The organism is Streptomyces sp. LX-29, assembly GCF_029541745.1.
GTDB lineage: Bacteria > Actinomycetota > Actinomycetes > Streptomycetales > Streptomycetaceae > Streptomyces.
The window spans coordinates 4,585,929-4,602,950 of record NZ_CP089746.1; the positions used below are offsets into that span (position 1 = coordinate 4,585,929).

A 17,022-nucleotide genomic window follows, 5' to 3' on the forward strand; every position below is an offset into this window, starting at 1 on the left:
ACGGGACCGGTGGACCACCACCGGTCCCGTCGTCGTTTCCGGACACGATCCGGCCCCGGGCCTTGCCCCGGTCCCACCCCCGGTCTGGCCCCGGTCCGGCTCCCGGCGGAGCTCCGGTGGGGCGCTGGCCGGGCACCGGACGGGCACCCGTCGGTCCCCCGGAGGCGGCGTGCCTCGCTCCCGGAGTTCCCCCCGCTCCCGGGGTTCTGATGGCCAGTCGGCTGCGACGCAGTCTGACAATGACTCCAATCGGTCCACTTCTGTCATGTGTCGTCACTTATTTTCCGATAACTCGTTACAAGGAGTTGAGGGCCGGGGGGTGTGGCCGGGGGCGCTCGGAAGGAGGCAGTCGCGTGGATGCCACCGTGACCTTGTTCGGCTCGTTCCTGGCCTCCGTCGGGGTCCTGGGCGCGGCCGTGGCGGCGTACCTGGGGAAGCGCGGTGAGAACGCGCTGACCGGATACTCCAGCCTGACCGAGAAACTCCAGGCGGAACGCGACCGGCTGGAGCGGCAGCTCGCGGAACGGGACACCAAGCTTGCCGAGCTCATCGCGCAACGCACGGCGGACCAGACCGAGATCGCCCGGCTGCGGATGGACAATCACCGACTCGGAGGGACCCCGTGACCCGGATCGAGCGGCTGCTCGCGTTTCGTTGGCGCGGCATCGTTCTCGTGTGCGTGCTCCTCGCCCTGTCCGGGGTCGCGGTGATCCTGTGGGCGCGGATCAACGCCGGGGACCGCCGCGCGGCCGCGATGGCGGCCGAGGCCGACCGGCGCGGAGTGGCCCTGTCCACGCTGGCCCGGGACGTACGGACGCTGCGCGACCAGGTTCGGGCCCATGGCGACACCCCGGCCGCCCCCGACCCCGCGGAGGCGGTGCGCGACCTGGTGTCGCGGGTGAGCGTCCCGGTGCCCGCCGTGGTGGCGGGTGCCCCGGGATCGCCCGGCGCACCCGGGGCCCACGGCGAGCGCGGGCCCCGTGGGGGCCGGGGCGGGCCCGGCCCGTCCGGCGCCCCGGGCGTCCTCGGCCCCGCCGGTCCGACCGGGCCCGCCGGCCCCGACGGCCCGGCGGGTGCGGCCGGCCCGGCCGGGGCGCCCGGGGCCGACGGTCTCCCGGGCGCCGTCGGCCCGTCCGGCGCTGCGGGCCCACCCGGGCCCGCGGGTGAGCGCGGCCCGCAGGGCGAGCGCGGCGAACCCGGCGAGCGCGGACCCCAGGGCGACCCGGCCTCGCCCTGTCCCAGCGGCTACACCCTCCAGCCACCCCCGTACGACCCCGCCGCCCTGATGTGCCGTCATGACGGCGCCCCGCCGATCCTGACGAGACCGCTGTCGCGGTGGACCAAGGGAGCGGGACGGGAACGGGCGGGCGCGGCGGACTGAGCCGGCGCCGCCGGCCGGGAGGCGCGGACCGGCCACCGGCGGGGAGAGACGGAGCGAGGGGGCGGGTCCGGCACCGGACCCGCCCCCTCGCCGCAGTCGGCCGCCGGCGGTGTCACTCGTCACCGCCGGTCGTCGGCCGGCGTCAGTGGCGCACCACCACCGGCCGCGCGGCGCGGACCGGGGACGCGGCGACCAGGCGCCGCTCGACCAGGGCCTTGCGCGTGGCGTAGAGGGTGATCCCGGCGGCCGCGGCCATGGCGAACAGGCCGAGGACGACCGTGCCTTCCCAGCCGGCGGCGCGGAAGGCGAGCGCGCCGAGGGCGCCGCCCACGCTGCTGCCGATGTAGTACGCGCTCTGGTAGAGGGCGGACGCCTGCGCCCGGCCGGTGTGGGCGGCACGGCTGACGGAGGACGAGGCGACCGCGTGCCCGGCGAAGAAGCCGGCGGTGATCAGGACCAGCCCCAGCAGCACGGCGGCCAGCGAGGTCGACAGGGTGAGCAGCAGACCCGCCGCCGTGGTGCCCACCGCCAGGTAGAGCGCGCCGCGTCGGCCGAGCCGGCCGACCAGCTGCCCGGCGGCGGCCGAGGAGGCGGTGCCGACCAGGTAGACGAGGAAGATGGAGCCGACCACGCCCTGCGGCAGCCCGAAGGGCTCGCCGGCGAGTCGGTAGCCGATGACCGTGTAGACGGCGCCGAAGACCGTCATGAACAGCGCGCCGATGGCGTACAGCCGGCAGAGCAGCGCGTCGGTCAGGTGCCCGGCGACGGTCCGGGCCAGCGCGCGCGGGCTGACCGGGCTCGGGGTGAAGTTCCGGGCCTTGGGCAGCAGCAGCCGGAAGGCGACGGCGGAGGCCACGGCCAGCAGCCCCACCGCGGCGAGCCCCGCCCGCCAGCCCCACACCTGGGCCACCCAGCCGGTGAGGATGCGGCCGGACATGCCGCCGATGCTGTTGCCCGCCACGAACAGCCCGATCGCGCCCACCAGCGCCTTGGGGCGTACCTCCTCCGCCAGGTACGCCATCGCCGAGGCCGGCAGCCCGGCCAGCGCCACGCCCTGCACCGCGCGGAGCGCGATCAGCCAGCCCAGGCCGGGGGCGAGCGGGATCAGCAGCGCCACGAAGGCGGCGACACACAGCGAGGCGGTCATCATCGCCCGCCGTCCGAACCGCTCCGAGAGGACGCTCAGCGGAAGCACGGCCAGCGCCAGCGCGCCGGTGGCGGCGGACACGGTCCAGCTCGCCTGATCGGCCGTCACGCCGAGGTCGGCGGAGATCGCGGGGAGCAGGGCCTGGGTGGAGTAGAGCAGCGCGAAGGCGGCGACTCCGGCGGCGAAGAGGGCGAAGCTCATCCGGCGGTAGCCGGGCTCACCGGGCTCCAACAGACCCGCGGAGGAAGCGGAAGAAGGAGAGGAGCCGGCAGAAGCGTCGGCAGAAGAGCCGGCAGAAGAGTCAGCAGAAGAGGAAGAGGCCGTGGAGGCGGCGGAAGAAGCCGCGGAAACGGCGGAAGACGAGGAGCCGGCGTCCACGGGTGTTCCGGTGGACGCCTTGGTATCTGCAGGAGGCATGTATCCGACGGTAGAGATCGACAGCTCATGCGTCCAATGCACAAAACCTCGATAATCGATGCTGTGCAGCATGAGCAGAGGTCAGCGCGTCGGGTGTCACGCGTTAGCAACGGAAAAGACATCACCGTGACGAACGAGGCCACGGACGTCGACTCGGAGTCCTGGGCGGCGACGCTCGCCCCGCGGCTGGCGCAGTTCGCCGCCGTCGCCCGGCACGAGCACGTCACCCGCGCCGCCCATGAGCTCGGCATGCCCCAGTCCACGCTCAGCCGCGCCATGGCCCGGCTCGAACAGGACCTGGGCGTCGCGCTGTTCGCCCGGCGCGGCCGGGCCGTGGCGCTCACCCCCGCCGGGCGCGCCTTCCTCGCCTCCACCGAGCGCGCGCTCGCCGAGGTCGACCGCGCCGCCGAGTCGGTGCGCGCCGACGCCGACCCGGCCGCCGGCAAGGTCGCCTTCGGCTTTCTGCACACCCTCGGCTGGGAGACCGTACCCGGCCTGATCCGCGCCTTCCGCGTCGACCACCCCCGGGTGCGCTTCCAACTCGTCCAGAACTACGGCGAGGCCATGTTGGAACGGATGCGCGCGGGCGACCTCGACCTGTGTCTGACCTCGCCCGTCCCCGACGCCCCCGACCTGGTCGCCCGTCGTCTCGACGAACAGAAGCTCCGACTCGTCGTCCCCGAGGACCACCGCCTGGCCGGCCGCAAGCGGATCCGGCTCGCCGAGGCGTCCACGGAGCTCTTCGTCACCCTGGAACCCGGCTACGGACTGCGTCGCATCACCGACGCGCTGTGCGCCGAGGCCGGATTCACCCCCAGGATCGCCTTCGAGGGGGAGGAGGCCGAGACCCTTCGCGGCCTGGTCGCCGCCGGCCTCGGCGTGGCCCTGCTGCCGCCGCCCGCCGTCCCGCGCCCCGGCGTCGCCGAGCTCACCGTGACCGCTCCCCGCGCCGTCCGCGCGATCGGCGTCGCCTGGCTCGACGGCCACCCCGACACGCCGCCCGTCGCCGCCTTCAAGCGCTTCCTCCTCAGCCGGCGCGGCCAACTGCTGCCCCGCTGAGCCGCGTTGCCGGCAGCCTCGGCCTCCGTCGCGGTCTCCGCCTCGGCTTCCTCGGGCTTCCTCGGGGCCTCCTTTGGCCTCGTGGAGCCTGCCGGGGCATCCCTCGGCGTCGTCGGCGCGCCGTCTCAGCGCCGCAGCGACCCGCCGAAGCCCGCGGCCAGCGGCATCCGCAGACCGAGTGGGGGCGGGGCGGCGAAGGCGTCCGCGACGGGGCGGGAGAAGGCGTGCGCGAAGAGGGAGCCGAGGAGGAAGTCGGCGGCGAGGGCCTGGACTTCGGCGTGGTGCTGGTGGAGGTGGTGGCCGTCGGAGTGCACCTCGAAGCGGCACACGTCGCGGTTGACCTTCTTGGCGCGCTCGGCGAGGCGGTAGGAGAGGTCGGGATCGGTGCGCTCGTCGTTGGTGCCGTGGGCGATCAGGACCTGACGGCCGATGAGCTGGCGGACCGGGTCGGGGGTCCGCGCCACGTCCGGCTCGGGGAACCAGGGGGACAGGGCCAGCACCGAGGCGACCGCGGGGTGGTCGGCGGCGTGCAGGGCGGCCCGGGCGCCCATGCCGTGGCCGGCCAGGCAGATGGGCACGTCGCCGTAGCGGCGCACCACCTCGTCGGCGGCCCAGCGGGCGTCGTCGGCCGGGTGGGCCGAGGAGCCGTTCCAGCCCCGGCAGCGGTAGCGGACGACGTGCGCGGTCAGCCCCTCGTGTCGGGCCGCCTTCACCAGGTGCCGGGCCAGCGGCCGCACCCGCGCGGCGGCCAGCGGGGAGGGCCGACCGGTCCCCTCCGACCTGCCCGGAGGGAGCAGCAGCACCACGCCGTGTACGGTGCGTCCGGCGCCCGCCGCGCCCATCGGGCGCCCGAGCCGGGCCCCGCGTTCCGCCAACGTTTGCTGAGCCATGGCAGAACGATGGCAGAAGGGGCGGTGTCCACCACCCCGCGCGCGGTCACTGTTGCGTATCTATCGCGGGCGATCTACGCGCGTAGGGGCTATGGTGCGAAGATGACGACGAGCTCGAACAACGAACGCCCCACCTCTGACCAGATCCGCCGTGCGCCCAAGGTGCTGCTCCACGACCACCTCGACGGCGGGCTGCGCCCCGGCACCATCATCGACCTCGCCCGCGAGGTCGGCTATGACGCCCTGCCGGAGACCGAGCCCGACAAGCTCGGCGTCTGGTTCCGAGAGGCCGCCGACTCCGGCTCGCTCGAGCGCTACCTGGAGACCTTCTCCCACACCTGCGCCGTCATGCAGACCCGCGAGGCGCTGGTCCGGGTCGCCGCCGAGTGCGCCGAGGACCTGGCGGAGGACGGTGTCGTCTACGCCGAGGTGCGGTACGCCCCCGAGCAGCACCTGGAGGCCGGACTGACCCTCGAAGAGGTCGTCGAGGCCGTGAACGAGGGCTTCCGCGAGGGCGAGCGTCGCGCCAAGGTCAACGGTCACCGCATCCGCGTCGGCGCGCTGCTCACCGCGATGCGGCACGCCGCCCGCGCCCTGGAGATCGCGGAGCTGGCCAACCGCTACCGCGACCTGGGCGTCGTCGGCTTCGACATCGCGGGCGCCGAGGCCGGCTTCCCGCCCACCCGCCACCTGGACGCCTTCGAGTACCTCAAGCGGGAGAACAACCACTTCACCATCCACGCCGGTGAGGCCTTCGGGCTGCCCTCCATCTGGCAGGCGCTCCAGTGGTGCGGCGCCGACCGGCTCGGCCACGGCGTCCGCATCATCGACGACATCCAGGTCGCCGAGGACGGTACCGTCGAGCTCGGCCGGCTCGCCAGCTACGTGCGCGACAAGCGCATCCCGCTGGAGATGTGCCCCACCTCCAACCTGCAGACCGGTGCCGCCAGCTCCTACGCCGAGCACCCGATCGGCCTGCTGCGCCGACTGCACTTCCGTGCCACGGTGAACACCGACAACCGCCTCATGAGCGGCACCAGCATGAGCCGGGAATTCGAGCACCTGGTCTCCACCTTCGGTTACACGCTCGATGACATGCAGTGGTTTACCGTTAATGCGATGAAGTCCGCATTCATTCCTTTCGGTGAACGTCTTGCCATGATCAATGACGTCATCAAGCCGGGATATGCTGAGCTGAAGTCCGAATGGCTGTTCCGGCAGGCCGCCGCGACCACGGCCGTGACCAGCGAGTCTGTCAGCGATGAGGGCTGAGGGCAGATAAGCGGAAAATGAAGGAAAACGGCCGGTGGAATACCCCCCGGCCGTTTTCGCTGTTTAGGGCTTGTGGTTTGCGGCGCGGGCAATTCGGTGGCTAGTTTTTTGTGTCGCTCAAGTTCTCCGCAGCAAGGACTGAATTCATGAAGCACGGAACCATCAAGACCCTCGGAGTCGTCGCGCTCGGAGCCGCCGCTGTCGCCGCTGGAGCCGGAACCGCCGCGGCGGCCGGTCCCAACGTCCACAGCTTCGCCGACCCCGTCGCCGGGGCCCTGGAGCGTCACGAGGTCACCGAGCAGAAGGCCGCGTACAAGAAGCAGCTCCAGCACAAGACGGGCAAGGAGATCGAGCAGGCCAAGTCCCAGCACGGCAAGAAGGGCAAGCCGGCCGCCAAGCCCGGCCAGCCCGCCGTCAAGCCGGCGCAGCCCGCCGCCAGGCCGGGCGAGACGGGCCAGCACGTCCACCACCCCGCGCAGTCCCAGCAGCCGCAGCAGGCCGCCCAGCCGCAGCACCCCCAGCAGGCGGCGCAGCCGCAGCAGGCCGCTCAGCCGCAGCAGCCCGCGAAGAAGGGCCTGCTCGGCGGCCTGCCCGTCGCCAACGGCCTGCCCACCAACAGCCTGCCGGGCGGCGGACTCCTGGGCTGAGGCGCCGCGCGCCCCGGTCGACGCGGCGCGCTCCCCTGCCGGGCCGAGGGACGACCACGCCGCGTCACGAAGTGGTGGGCCGCACACCCGCTCAGGGTGTGCGGCCCCCGCGTCATATGTCAGGATCCGGCAGATGACGGCACGCGTACGCCCCGCCCGGGCGAGAGTCGGGCCGAACAACGCGACAGACAACGGGGTGTGAACGTCACGTGCGCAAGCGTGCGAGGAAGACCACGGGGCTGGCTGCCCTGCTGACCATGGCCGCGCTGGCGCTGACCACCGCCTGCGCCGGCTCGGACGGCGACGACGACAAGGGCGGCCCGGGAGGCGGCGGTGACAGGGGCGACAAGGGAGCCAGCAGCGCCACGGCCGCCCCCTCGCCGCTCGACCGGTTGATCATCGCCAGCGCCGACCTCGCCGACTACACCGTCAACCAGGGCAAGCCCGACGGCTGGGCCAGCGGTCAGCCCACGTCCAGCGACCCCGAGTGCCAGCCGCTGGCCGACGCCACCGGCGACAAGCCCAGCGCGGCCGCGCGGGAGACCGTGCGGCGCGGCGTCAACGCCAAGGCCGACCCGGCCAAGGGCGTCACCACCGCGCTCAGCACCTACGACGCCGCGGACGCCGAGTCCTACATGCGTGACCTCGAGGCGGCCCTGGCCGCGTGCGGCAAGGGCTTCGAGACCACCCTCGACGGCAACACGGTGGGCTACGGCGAGGTGCGCGCCCTCGACGTCCCGACGCGTGCCGACGACACCGTGGCCTACACCATGACCGCCGTGTCCCAGGGGCAGAAGATCGTCATGCACTTCGTCGCCGTCCGGTCGGACGCGACCATCGCCACCTTCACCGCTCTGGACCTGCGGCACCTGACGGCCGGCTATCCGGTGCCGCAGGAGGTCGTCGACAAGCAGATCAAGAAGCTCGGGGCCTGACCGGCGCGGGGCCGGCTCGGCTCCCGGCCCGCCGCGGGGCCACCGCCCCGCGGCGCCGGCGTCACCAGGCCTCGCGGTACGCCTTCTCCCCGGGCAGCAGCGCCCACAGCGCCAGATAGAGCAGGAACTGCGGGCCCGGCAGCAGACACGAGACGACGAAGATCACCCGCATGGTCTTCGCGGACATCCCGAAACGCTGGGCCAGCGCCGCGCAGACGCCGGCGATCCTGCGGTTGTGTCGAGGGCGTACGAGTGCGGCGGACATGAGCGACTCCTTCGTGGACGCGCGTCCCGCCTACGACGCGGGGCGCGGTGGCTCGATGTCCTCAACGGTAGGGGCGGGCACCGGACAGAGCGTCGCTCCACGGGGCGATGGCGACCCTGGAGATCCTCGGGGTCACCGGTCGCGGCTCCTCGTCCCGAGGGAGGGCCGCCGGTTCCCGGCGGTCCGCCCGGCGGCGTAGCCAACCCCTGACGGCGGGCACCACGGCCAGGTGCGCCAGCGCCACTCCGGCGGTGTTGAGCAGCACCGTGTCGATGTTGACGACCTGGCCGGTGGCCCGGCTGTCCAGCACCTCGATGGTGAGCGAGATCATCGCGCCGGTGAAGACCGTACGGGCCAGCGAGGTGAGTCGGCGCGCCGCCACCCGCCCCGCGGCCAGCGGCAGCAGCACCCCCAGCGGGGCCAGCAGCAGCAGCTCACGGCCCATGCTGCGCACGGCCTCCCGCGGCCCGAGCTCCAGATCCGCGCGGATGCTCGACAGCGGCTCCAGGGACACCGGGGTCACATAGGGCACGTCGAGCGGGCGCAGGATCGCCCAGCAGACATACGAAAGGTGAGCGGCGAGAAGTACGAAGCCCGCCGCGCGGAAGCGGAATGCGGCCTTGCGGCCGGAACCATGACCCTGCACGCCTGACATGACGTCTGCCCCGCGGCTCCCGGTTCCGTGGGCACCGCGCTGGTCACAGTGCTGTTACCGACGCGTCGGGTCAAAAGCGCGGCCGGTGTGCCGAGCCCGGCACACCGGCGCGATCAGGCCAAACGGCCGACGCCACCGCCATATGACGAGGCCCGGCCCGGTGCTCAGGACAGCGGCGTGCCCGAGCTCAGCGCGCTCTCGGGGTGCTCGCGCAGCGCCTCCGTGCAGGCGTAGCGGCGCAGCGGATCGTCGTGGTCCGGCCCGCCCAGCACCACCTGGCGGTCGGCGTCGGAGGTCGCCGGCGAGCTGGCGTAGGTGCAGATGATCTGCGCCAGCGCGGTCGACGGGAGCTCCTCCGGTCGGCTGCTCATCCGCAAAGCCTCGACGGGGTCGCCCTTCGCGGGACCGGAGACGGTGAGGCCCGCGCGCACCTCGGTGCCGTACCCCGCCTTGCGCTCGGCCGCCGACGGCCGCTGCCGCAGCTCGGCCAGCAGGGCGCGGGCGACCTGCGCCGGATCGGTGGACATCGACGCGCCCGCCGGCCGCTCGCCCCGGTCCACCGGCTGCACCTGCGAGAGGCACTCCAGGTAGACGGTGGCCGAGCCGCGGACGGCCGGCCGGGTGGTGGGCTTCCCCTCGGGCGCGTCGCACGAGGCGCGCGAGGGGGCGGCCCCGGCGTCCACCGGGACCGCGGTGCCGCGGATCCCGCACCCGGCGAGGGCCGTCATCGCGAGCGCGCCGAGCGCGGCGGCGACGATCACCCCGCTCCGCCGGGCCGCACGTCGGTCGTCCGCGTCCGGCCGGGTCGCACGTCGGTCGTCCGCGTCCGGCCGGGTCGCCGTCACCCGTATGGGCCATCGGCTCATAGCGTCTTCTCCTTGCCCGCCGCGTCGCCGGCACCGCCGCTGCCCCCGGCGCTCGCGCCGCCCTTGTCCGTACCGCCCGCGGAGCCGTCGCCGCCGGTGCCGGTGTCGCCGACGGCCGCGCCGGACGCCGGCCCGGCCTCCTGCCCCGACTGGCCGGACTGACCCGACTGACCCGACTGGCCGGGCTTGGCCTCCGCGGCCGGCGACGGCGAGGAGTCCCGGGGCAGTCGGAGGGTGAACACCGCGCCGCCGTCGGGGGAGTTCTCCGCGGTGATCTCGCCACCGTGGATGTGCGCGTTCTCCAGGGCGATCGACAGTCCCAGCCCGCTGCCCTCCGAACGCGGCCGGGAGGCACTGGCCTTGTAGAAGCGGTCGAAGACGTGCGGCAGCACGTCCTCGGGGATGCCCGGACCGTGGTCCCGCACCTTGATCACCAGCTCGTCGCCCTCGGTGCGCACCGAGACCCGCACCGGCGAACCGCCGTGCTTGAGCGCGTTCCCGATGAGGTTGGCCAGGATCACGTCCAGCCGGCGCGGGTCGAGCCGGGCCATCATCCCGCGCTCCGCGTCCAGCTCCACCGCGTCCAGCCAGGCCCGCACGTCGACGCACGCCGTCACCTGGTCCGCGACGTCGACGTCGTCCAGCACCAGCCGGGCGGTCCCCGCGTCGAAGCGGGTGACCTCCATCAGGTTCTCCACCAGGTTGTTGAGCCGCCGGGTCTCGCTCACCACCAGCTGCACCGCGGGCGCGATCATCGGGTCGAGCGCGTCGGCCTCCTCCTCCAGCACCTCCGTGACGGCGGTGATGGCGGTCAGCGGCGTCCGCAGCTCGTGTGACATGTCAGCGACGAAGCGCCGGCTGGCCGCCTCGCGGGCGCTCAGCTCCTCCACCCGCTGCTGCAGCCGTTCCGCGGTGCGGTTGAAGGTGCGCGACAGGTTCGCCAGCTCGTCCGCGCCCGACACCTGTAGGCGGGTGTCCAGCTGTCCCTCGCCCCACCGCTGCGCGGCCTCGCCCAGCCGCTGCACGGGCCGCAGCACCGTGGCCGCGGCGGCCTGCGCCAGCAGCGCGGAGCCGATCAGCGCCAGCGCGGTGGCGATCCCCAGCGACCAGGCCAGCGAGTTCAGGTCCTGGCGCTCGTTGTCCAGCGACTTCATCAGGTAGCCGGTGGGCCCGCCGCCGATCACCTTCGCGCCGCCCACCAGATAGGGCGTGCCGTCGACGGTGATCCGCTGCCAGTACAGGTGGTACGGAGCGCTGTTGGAGCTGTTGACCTCACGCTTCTCGTTCACCTGTGTACGCAGCGTCTTGGGCACCACGTCCAGCGAGAGCAGGGTGCTCTTCGACGCCGCCATGCACTTCTTGCCGTCGTGCGTGGTGGCGATCAGCAACACCTCGTACTTCTGGGTGTTGTCCGCCATCTTCTCCGCGGCGCTGCGCAGATCCGAGCAGTCGGGGACGCGCGGCAGCGAATCCGTGGTGTCCTTCAACGACTTGCGGAACTCCCGCAGCGCCGCGTCCTGGGTACGGGTCAGCACCGCGTCCCGGTTCAGCCAGTACGCGATGGCCGAGGCCGACACCGCGGCCGCCAGCGCCACCAGCGCGAACACGAGCATCAGCCGCAGCCGCAGGCTCATCCACTGCAACAGCCCGGCGGCCCAGCCGCGGGCGCGGCTGGGCTCTTCACTCTCAGTGTTCAATGCTTGCTTTCCCCACCCGGATGATCCGGCGACGCGGGCGGCCTCGTCGGGGCGCCGGTCGCGGAGACTGTCGAGGTCACTGCGGTACGTCCAGCCGGTAGCCGACGCCGCGGACGGTACGGATCAGCGTCGGCGACGACGGCACGTCCTCCACCTTCGCCCGCAGGCGCTGCACACAGGCGTCGACCAGCCGCGAGTCGCCGAGGTAGTCGTGCTCCCAGACCAGCCGCAGCAACTGCTGGCGGGAGAGCGCCTGGCCCGGCCGGCGGCTGAGTTCGAGCAGGAGTCGCAGCTCGGTCGGCGTGAGCTGCAGGTCCTCCCCGTTCTTGGTGACGGTCATCGCCGAGCGGTCGATCACCAGGTTGCCGAACGACGCCGAGTCGTTGGCCTCGCGCTCGCCGCGCCGCAGCACGGCCCGGATGCGGGCGTCCAGCACCCGCCCCTGCACTGGCTTCACCACATAGTCGTCCGCCCCGGATTCCAGCCCGACCACGACGTCGATGTCGTCGCTGCGTGCGGTCAGCAGGATGATCGGCAGCTGGTCGGTACGCCGGATGCGGCGGCACACCTCGAAGCCGTCGATCCCCGGCAGCATCACGTCCAGCACGATCAGGTCCGGGCGCTGCTCGCGCAGCAGCTTCAGACCGTCCTCACCCGTCGCCGCGGTCGCCACACGGTGGCCCTGGCGGGTCAGGGAGAGTTCGAGGGCCGTGCGGATGGCGTCATCGTCCTCGATCAGCAACAGGAAAGGCACTTGGTCATTCTGACCTACTAAGGGCCTGTAGTTCGACCGTCAGGGGCCGAGGCGACAGGTCTGCACAGCACCTCCTCCTGTGACAGGTCTGTGACAGTCGGCGGACAACGCGATGAAACTGGCCCGGCAGTCTTTAGTGCACCGGGAGGACGGCAGCCCGGGAAGCCAGCGGATCAAGCAGGCTCCACCGACGGGGGGCGCGAGATGAACACACTGCACAGCACTGCTACCAGCGCAGTTCGCACGCGCCTCCACGACGCCGGCCGGAGCATGGAGAAGTCCGGTGCCGTGAGCGGGCGGGGGTGCGCTCGCGGCGCCGGGCGTCAGCGGCCTCCTTACATGGTGGCCATTGACGCAACGGGGGTAACGGGGGCCGTTACGGGGGCCACGGGGGGCCACGGGGGTAACGGCACTCAGGGGGGTAACGGGGGTAACGGGGGAATCGCGTACGGGGAGGCCACGGGGGAACGGCGCTCCAGCACGCAGTCGGAGGACACCGAAGCGGCGTTCACCGCCTATGTGCAGGAGCGACGCGCCTCCCTGTACGCCACCGCCTACCACCTGACCGGTGACCGGTTCGAGGCCGAGGACCTGCTGCAGAGCGCGCTGTTCTCGACCTACCGGGCCTGGGACCGGATCAGCGACAAGGCGGCCGTCGGCGGCTATCTGCGCCGCACCATGACCAACCTGCACATCAGCGCCTGGCGTCGGCGCAAGCTGAACGAGTACCCGACGGAGGAGCTGCCGGAGACGGCGGGCGACACCGACGCGATGCGCGGCACCGAGCTGCGCGCGGTGCTCTGGCAGGCGCTCGCCCGGCTGCCCGAGACGCAGCGCACCATGCTCGTCCTGCGCTACTACGAGGGCCGTACGGACCCGGAGATCGCGGACATCCTGAACATCAGCGTCGGAACGGTCAAGAGCAGCATCTGGCGCTCGCTGCGCCGGCTGCGCGAGGACGACGTCCTGAGCTTCGGCCGGGACCAGGAAGAGTCCTTCGGCGAGCTCGTCGCCTGACACGCCGAAGGTCACGGGGGAAACGGGGGCCCGTCATTCGGGGGAGTGACGGGAGCAAGTGAAAGAGCGGGACCGGGCAGTCGGGGGTCTGCCCGGTCCCGCTCTTTTCGCGTGTTCGCCTCCGGCGCGGGCGTGCGGGGTCCGCGGGGCCGCGGTGTCCGCGGTGTCCGCGGTGTCCGCGGTGTCCGCGGTGCCCGCGGCCGTCGAGCGGGAGTCCGGCCGGCCGGATGTCAGCCCGCGGTCGCGGTCGTCTCGGGCGCCGGCACGGAAGTCGTCGCCGGGGCGCCCGTGGCGGCCGTCGCCGCCGGCTTGACCTTCGCGTACGTACGGCCGGCGGCCGCCGCGGCGGCGATGCGGCCCATGGCCTCGTCCCTGTCGCAGGCGTGCGCGCCCAGCGAGCGCTGGCGGGCCACGATGCCGCGCTCGGCGCGCATCAGCCGCCAGCCGCGGCGCACCAGATAGCCGGCGGGCTTGCGGCCCTCGCGCAGATCGCGGATCAGCCGCCGCCGGAAGGTGGTGCCGGGCCGGCCGCGCAGACACAACGCGTCCGCCAGCACGCCCAGCCGCTGGCAGCGCTCGATGATGTCCGCGGCGAAGATCCCCTCGGCGATGAAGAGCGGCGTGCGGCCGATCTCCAGGAACTCCTCGCCCACCCGGGAGCTGGTGGCGATGTCGTAGACCGGGACGGCCGCCCGCGCGGTGGCGCACAGCGACTCGATCGCCGCGACCGCCGCGTCCGCGTCCCAGGACAGCGGGGAGTCCCAGTCGGTCCCCCCGCCCCCCGGCAGTTGCGGCAGCGAGGGGTCGTCGGCCTCCTTGTAGAAATCGTCCAGGTTGAGCACGGGCAGCCCGGTGCGGGCGGCGAGGGACGACTTTCCGCAACCGGAGGGGCCGGTCAGCAGGACGACGCGGGCGGCGGTGGGATGGCAGGTCACGGGATACCAGTGTGAGGCATTGCGCCGGTCGGGGGACCATCCGGGGCGCATGAGTGACGGTTCCGGCATGCCTCAACTACGCTGCGCATCTTAACGATTACGCATTGCGACTCCGTGAGCGTCCATCCCGACACTGGCAGGTGGCCATGGCCTCTTCCGCACGGCACGCGCGACATCGCGCCCGTCACGTCCGTCCGCAGCCCAGCCTCGTCCAGCGGGCGCTGCTCCGCACCGGGTTCGCCGTGTCGGCGGCCGGGGCGGCCCTGGGGGCCGGCGGGGCGGCGGCGACCGCGCAGGCGGCCGAACGGGCGGAGGAGCCCAAGGCGGTCAGCCTCAACGCGCCGGTCGCCGGGGTCGCCGCGGCCAACCTCAAGGCCGACGACCTGCAACTGCCCGACGTGGGGGAGGCGAAGGTGCAGCCGGGCAGGCTCTCGCTGCCGGCGGCGCTGGAGTTCGGACTGAACAGCGCCGCCTCCCCGGTCAAGGACGCGCAGCCCAACCCGCTGGCCAACACCCCCGTCGACCCGCTCAACAACGCGATCGGCACCCAGATCGCCGACTTCCCCACGGTGAGCACCAGCGCCGTCACCGGTCCGCTGACGCGCGGCGCGAAGCTCCGGGAGCTGCCGCTGGTGGGCGGCGCGATGAGGGCGCTGCCCGGCTGAGGCCGGCCGGACCGGGCCTGGAAACGGCGGCGGCTCCCGTACGGCGTGGTGCCGTACGGGAGCCGCCGCTGTATGCGCGCGAGGCGCCCGGGAGCGCCCGGAGTGCCGGGGCCGGTGCCGGGATCAGGTCCCGATCGGGTGCCAGACCGTCTTGGTCTCCAGGAAGGAGAGCAGGCGGTCGGTGCCCGGCTCCGCGAGCCAGTCCACAGCCTGTGGACGAACCACGCGCTTGAGGTTGTCCGCGGCGGCCTTCTCCAGCGCCACGGCCAGCTCGCCGTGCAGCTCGCCGGCCGCGCCGACCAGGTCGATCGCGTTGACGTCCTGGTGCGCGGCGAGCGGGCCGGACAGCTCGGCCGTCCTGCCGGACAGGATGTTGACCACACCGCCGGGGACGTCGGAGGTCGCGAGCACCTCGCCCAGGGACAGCGCGGGCAGCGGGGCGTGCTCGCTGGCCACGACGACGACCGTGTTGCCGGTGACGATCGCCGGGGCGATCACCGACACCAGGCCCAGGAAGGACGACTCCTGCGGGGCCAGCAGCGCCACGACGCCGGTCGGCTCGGGCGTGGAGAGGTTGAAGTACGGCCCGGCCACCGGGTTGGCGGCGCCCGCGATCTGGGCGACCTTGTCGGACCAGCCCGCGTACCAGATCCAGCGGTCGATGGCGGCGTCCACCTGGGCGGCGGCCTTCGACTTGGACAGCCCCTCGGCGTCGGAGACCTCCGCGACGAACTGGTCGCGACGGCCCTCCAGCATCTCGGCGACGCGGTAGAGGATCTGGCCGCGGTTGTACGCGGTGGCGCCCGACCAGCCCGGGAACGCCTTGCGGGCCGCGACGACCGCGTCCCGGGCGTCCTTGCGGGACGACAGCGGGGCGTTCGCCAGCCACTTGCCCTTCGAGTCGGTCACCTCGTACACCCGCCCGCTCTCGGACCGGGGGAACTTGCCCCCGACGAACAGCTTGTAGGTCTTGAGGACGCTCAAACGATCAGACATTGAGGTACGCCTCCAGACCGTGACGGCCGCCCTCGCGGCCGAAGCCCGACTCCTTGTAGCCACCGAACGGGGAGGCCGGGTCGAACTGGTTGAACGTGTTGGACCAGACGACACCCGCCCGGAGCTTGTTCGCCATCCACAGCATGCGGCTGGCCTTCTCCGTCCAGACGCCCGCCGACAGGCCGTACGGAGTGTTGTTGGCCTTCTCCACGGCCTCCTCCGGGGTGCGGAAGGTCAGCACCGACAGGACCGGGCCGAAGACCTCCTCGCGGGCGATGCGGTGCGCCTGGGTGACCCCGGTGAAGAGGGTCGGGGCGAACCAGTAGCCCTCGCCCGGTAGCTCGCAGGCCGGGGCCCAGCGCTCGGCGCCCTCGGCCTCGCCGGCCTCGGCCAGCGCCTTGATGCGGGCCAGCTGCTCGGCGGAGTTGATCGCGCCGATGTCGGTGTTCTTGTCCAGCGGGTCGCCGACCCGCAGGGTGCTCATCCGGCGCTTCAGCGAGTCCAGCAGCTCCTCGGCCACCGACTCCTGCACCAGCAGCCGGGAGCCCGCGCAGCAGACGTGGCCCTGGTTGAAGAAGATGCCGCGCACGATGCCCTCGACGGCCTGGTCGATGGCGGCGTCGTCGAAGACGATGTTCGCGGCCTTGCCGCCCAGCTCCAGGGTCAGCTTCTTGTCGGTGCCCGCGACGCCGCGTGCGATGGCCTTGCCGACCTCGGTGGAACCGGTGAAGGCGACCTTGTTGACGTCCGGGTGGGCGACCAGCGCGGCGCCGGTGGAGCCGTCGCCGGTGACGATGTTGACGACGCCCCGGGGCAGCCCCGCCTGACGGCACACGTCGGCGAAGAACAGCGCCGACAGCGGCGTGGTCTCGGCCGGCTTGAGCACCACCGTGTTGCCGGTGGCCAGCGCCGGAGCGATCTTCCAGGCGAGCATCATCAGCGGGAAGTTCCACGGGATGACCTGGCCCGCCACGCCCAGCGGGCGCGGGTCGGGGCCGAAGCCGGCGTGGTCGAGCTTGTCCGCCCAGCCCGCGTAGTAGAAGAAGTGCGCCGCGGTGATCGGCAGGTCGAAGTCGCGCGACTCCTTGATCGGCTTGCCGTTGTCCAGCGACTCCAGCACGGCCAGCTCGCGCGAGCGCTCCTGGATGATGCGCGCGATGCGGAAGAGGTACTTGGCGCGCTCGGAGCCGGGCAGCGCCGACCACTTCTCGAACGCCTTGCGGGCGGCCCGGACCGCGCGGTCCACATCGGCGTCGCCCGCCTGGGCCACCTCGGCCAGGACCTCTTCGTTGGCGGGGGAGACGGTCTTGAAGACCTTGCCGTCGGCGGCGTCGGCGAACTCGCCGTCGATGAAGAGCCCGTAGGACGGGGCGATGTCGACGACCGCGCGCGACTCGGGCGCCGGTGCGTATTCAAAAGCCATG

General features: G+C 72.9%; 18 protein-coding genes. 8 read left to right on the plus strand and 10 right to left on the minus strand.

The window, feature by feature from the left end; all coding sequences use genetic code 11:
- The first annotated feature begins 353 nt into the window (after window positions 1-353).
- Complete coding sequence (locus LRS74_RS19775; RefSeq protein WP_144385427.1) at window positions 354-626, plus strand: hypothetical protein; 273 nt, start codon at window positions 354-356, stop codon at window positions 624-626.
- Window positions 623-1,381, plus strand: a complete 759-nt coding sequence (locus LRS74_RS19780) for a collagen-like protein (RefSeq protein ID WP_277742244.1) — start codon at window positions 623-625, stop codon at window positions 1,379-1,381. The genes LRS74_RS19775 and LRS74_RS19780 overlap by 4 nt, the downstream gene beginning before the upstream one ends.
- A 142-nt stretch (window positions 1,382-1,523) precedes the next feature.
- On the opposite strand, the gene LRS74_RS19785 is transcribed toward LRS74_RS19780, so the two are convergent.
- The gene (locus LRS74_RS19785; protein ID WP_277742245.1) at window positions 1,524-2,945 is read right to left on the minus strand and encodes an MFS transporter; all 1,422 of its coding nucleotides are present in this window, start codon (window positions 2,943-2,945) and stop codon (window positions 1,524-1,526) included.
- 63 nt (window positions 2,946-3,008) lie between these two features.
- Here LRS74_RS19785 and LRS74_RS19790 point away from each other — a divergent pair, with 63 nt between their 5' ends.
- Complete coding sequence (locus LRS74_RS19790) at window positions 3,009-4,004, plus strand: LysR family transcriptional regulator (RefSeq protein ID WP_277742247.1); 996 nt, start codon at window positions 3,009-3,011, stop codon at window positions 4,002-4,004.
- A 125-nt stretch (window positions 4,005-4,129) separates the two neighbouring features.
- Here LRS74_RS19790 and LRS74_RS19795 read toward each other — a convergent pair whose 3' ends face one another.
- Window positions 4,130-4,894, minus strand: a complete 765-nt coding sequence (locus LRS74_RS19795) for an alpha/beta hydrolase (RefSeq protein WP_277742248.1) — start codon at window positions 4,892-4,894, stop codon at window positions 4,130-4,132.
- A gap of 102 nt (window positions 4,895-4,996) precedes the next feature.
- On the opposite strand from LRS74_RS19795, the gene LRS74_RS19800 reads away from it, so the two are divergent.
- The 3 genes from LRS74_RS19800 (at window position 4,997) to LRS74_RS19810 (ending at window position 7,748) form a co-directional block, all read left to right on the plus strand.
- Window positions 4,997-6,166, plus strand: a complete 1,170-nt coding sequence (locus LRS74_RS19800; RefSeq protein WP_277742249.1) for an adenosine deaminase — start codon at window positions 4,997-4,999, stop codon at window positions 6,164-6,166.
- Window positions 6,167-6,312: 146 nt separating this feature from the next.
- A complete protein-coding gene (locus tag LRS74_RS19805; RefSeq protein ID WP_277745053.1) occupies window positions 6,313-6,813 on the plus strand; it encodes a hypothetical protein in 501 nt (166 codons plus the stop codon).
- 209 nt (window positions 6,814-7,022) lie between these two features.
- A complete protein-coding gene (locus LRS74_RS19810; protein ID WP_277742250.1) occupies window positions 7,023-7,748 on the plus strand; it encodes a hypothetical protein in 726 nt (241 codons plus the stop codon).
- 61 nt (window positions 7,749-7,809) lie between these two features.
- Here the strand turns inward: LRS74_RS19810 and LRS74_RS19815 are convergent, their stop codons facing one another.
- From LRS74_RS19815 to afsQ1, 5 genes are all read right to left on the minus strand, one after another.
- Window positions 7,810-8,013 (minus strand): PspC domain-containing protein, encoded by a 204-nt coding sequence (locus LRS74_RS19815; RefSeq protein WP_144385434.1) that lies wholly within the window; start codon window positions 8,011-8,013, stop codon window positions 7,810-7,812.
- A gap of 61 nt (window positions 8,014-8,074) precedes the next feature.
- The gene (locus tag LRS74_RS19820; protein WP_277742251.1) at window positions 8,075-8,668 is read right to left on the minus strand and encodes a VanZ family protein; all 594 of its coding nucleotides are present in this window, start codon (window positions 8,666-8,668) and stop codon (window positions 8,075-8,077) included.
- A gap of 164 nt (window positions 8,669-8,832) precedes the next feature.
- Window positions 8,833-9,534, minus strand: coding sequence for a hypothetical protein (locus tag LRS74_RS19825; RefSeq protein WP_277742252.1), 702 nt, complete (start codon window positions 9,532-9,534; stop codon window positions 8,833-8,835).
- Window positions 9,531-11,168 (minus strand): HAMP domain-containing sensor histidine kinase, encoded by a 1,638-nt coding sequence (locus LRS74_RS19830; RefSeq protein ID WP_277744838.1) that lies wholly within the window; start codon window positions 11,166-11,168, stop codon window positions 9,531-9,533. The genes LRS74_RS19825 and LRS74_RS19830 overlap by 4 nt, the downstream gene beginning before the upstream one ends.
- A 139-nt stretch (window positions 11,169-11,307) precedes the next feature.
- A complete protein-coding gene (gene afsQ1 / locus LRS74_RS19835) occupies window positions 11,308-11,985 on the minus strand; it encodes a two-component system response regulator AfsQ1 (RefSeq protein WP_144385436.1) in 678 nt (225 codons plus the stop codon).
- A gap of 204 nt (window positions 11,986-12,189) precedes the next feature.
- Between afsQ1 and LRS74_RS19840 the strand changes: the two genes are divergently transcribed.
- The gene (locus tag LRS74_RS19840; protein WP_277742253.1) at window positions 12,190-13,002 is read left to right on the plus strand and encodes a SigE family RNA polymerase sigma factor; all 813 of its coding nucleotides are present in this window, start codon (window positions 12,190-12,192) and stop codon (window positions 13,000-13,002) included.
- A 230-nt stretch (window positions 13,003-13,232) separates the two neighbouring features.
- Here the strand turns inward: LRS74_RS19840 and LRS74_RS19845 are convergent, their stop codons facing one another.
- On the minus strand, window positions 13,233-13,901 hold the full coding sequence (locus LRS74_RS19845; protein WP_277744839.1) for an ATP-binding protein: 669 nt from the start codon (window positions 13,899-13,901) through the stop codon (window positions 13,233-13,235).
- 182 nt (window positions 13,902-14,083) lie between these two features.
- Between LRS74_RS19845 and LRS74_RS19850 the strand changes: the two genes are divergently transcribed.
- Window positions 14,084-14,602 (plus strand): hypothetical protein, encoded by a 519-nt coding sequence (locus LRS74_RS19850; protein ID WP_277742254.1) that lies wholly within the window; start codon window positions 14,084-14,086, stop codon window positions 14,600-14,602.
- Window positions 14,603-14,725: 123 nt separating this feature from the next.
- Here the strand turns inward: LRS74_RS19850 and LRS74_RS19855 are convergent, their stop codons facing one another.
- Both LRS74_RS19855 and LRS74_RS19860 read right to left on the minus strand, forming a co-directional pair.
- Window positions 14,726-15,598: an aldehyde dehydrogenase family protein gene (locus LRS74_RS19855; RefSeq protein ID WP_277742255.1), complete on the minus strand. Its 873-nt coding sequence runs from the start codon at window positions 15,596-15,598 to the stop codon at window positions 14,726-14,728.
- Window positions 15,591-17,021 (minus strand): aldehyde dehydrogenase family protein, encoded by a 1,431-nt coding sequence (locus tag LRS74_RS19860; protein WP_277742256.1) that lies wholly within the window; start codon window positions 17,019-17,021, stop codon window positions 15,591-15,593. The genes LRS74_RS19855 and LRS74_RS19860 overlap by 8 nt, the downstream gene beginning before the upstream one ends.
- Window position 17,022 lies beyond the last annotated feature (1 nt).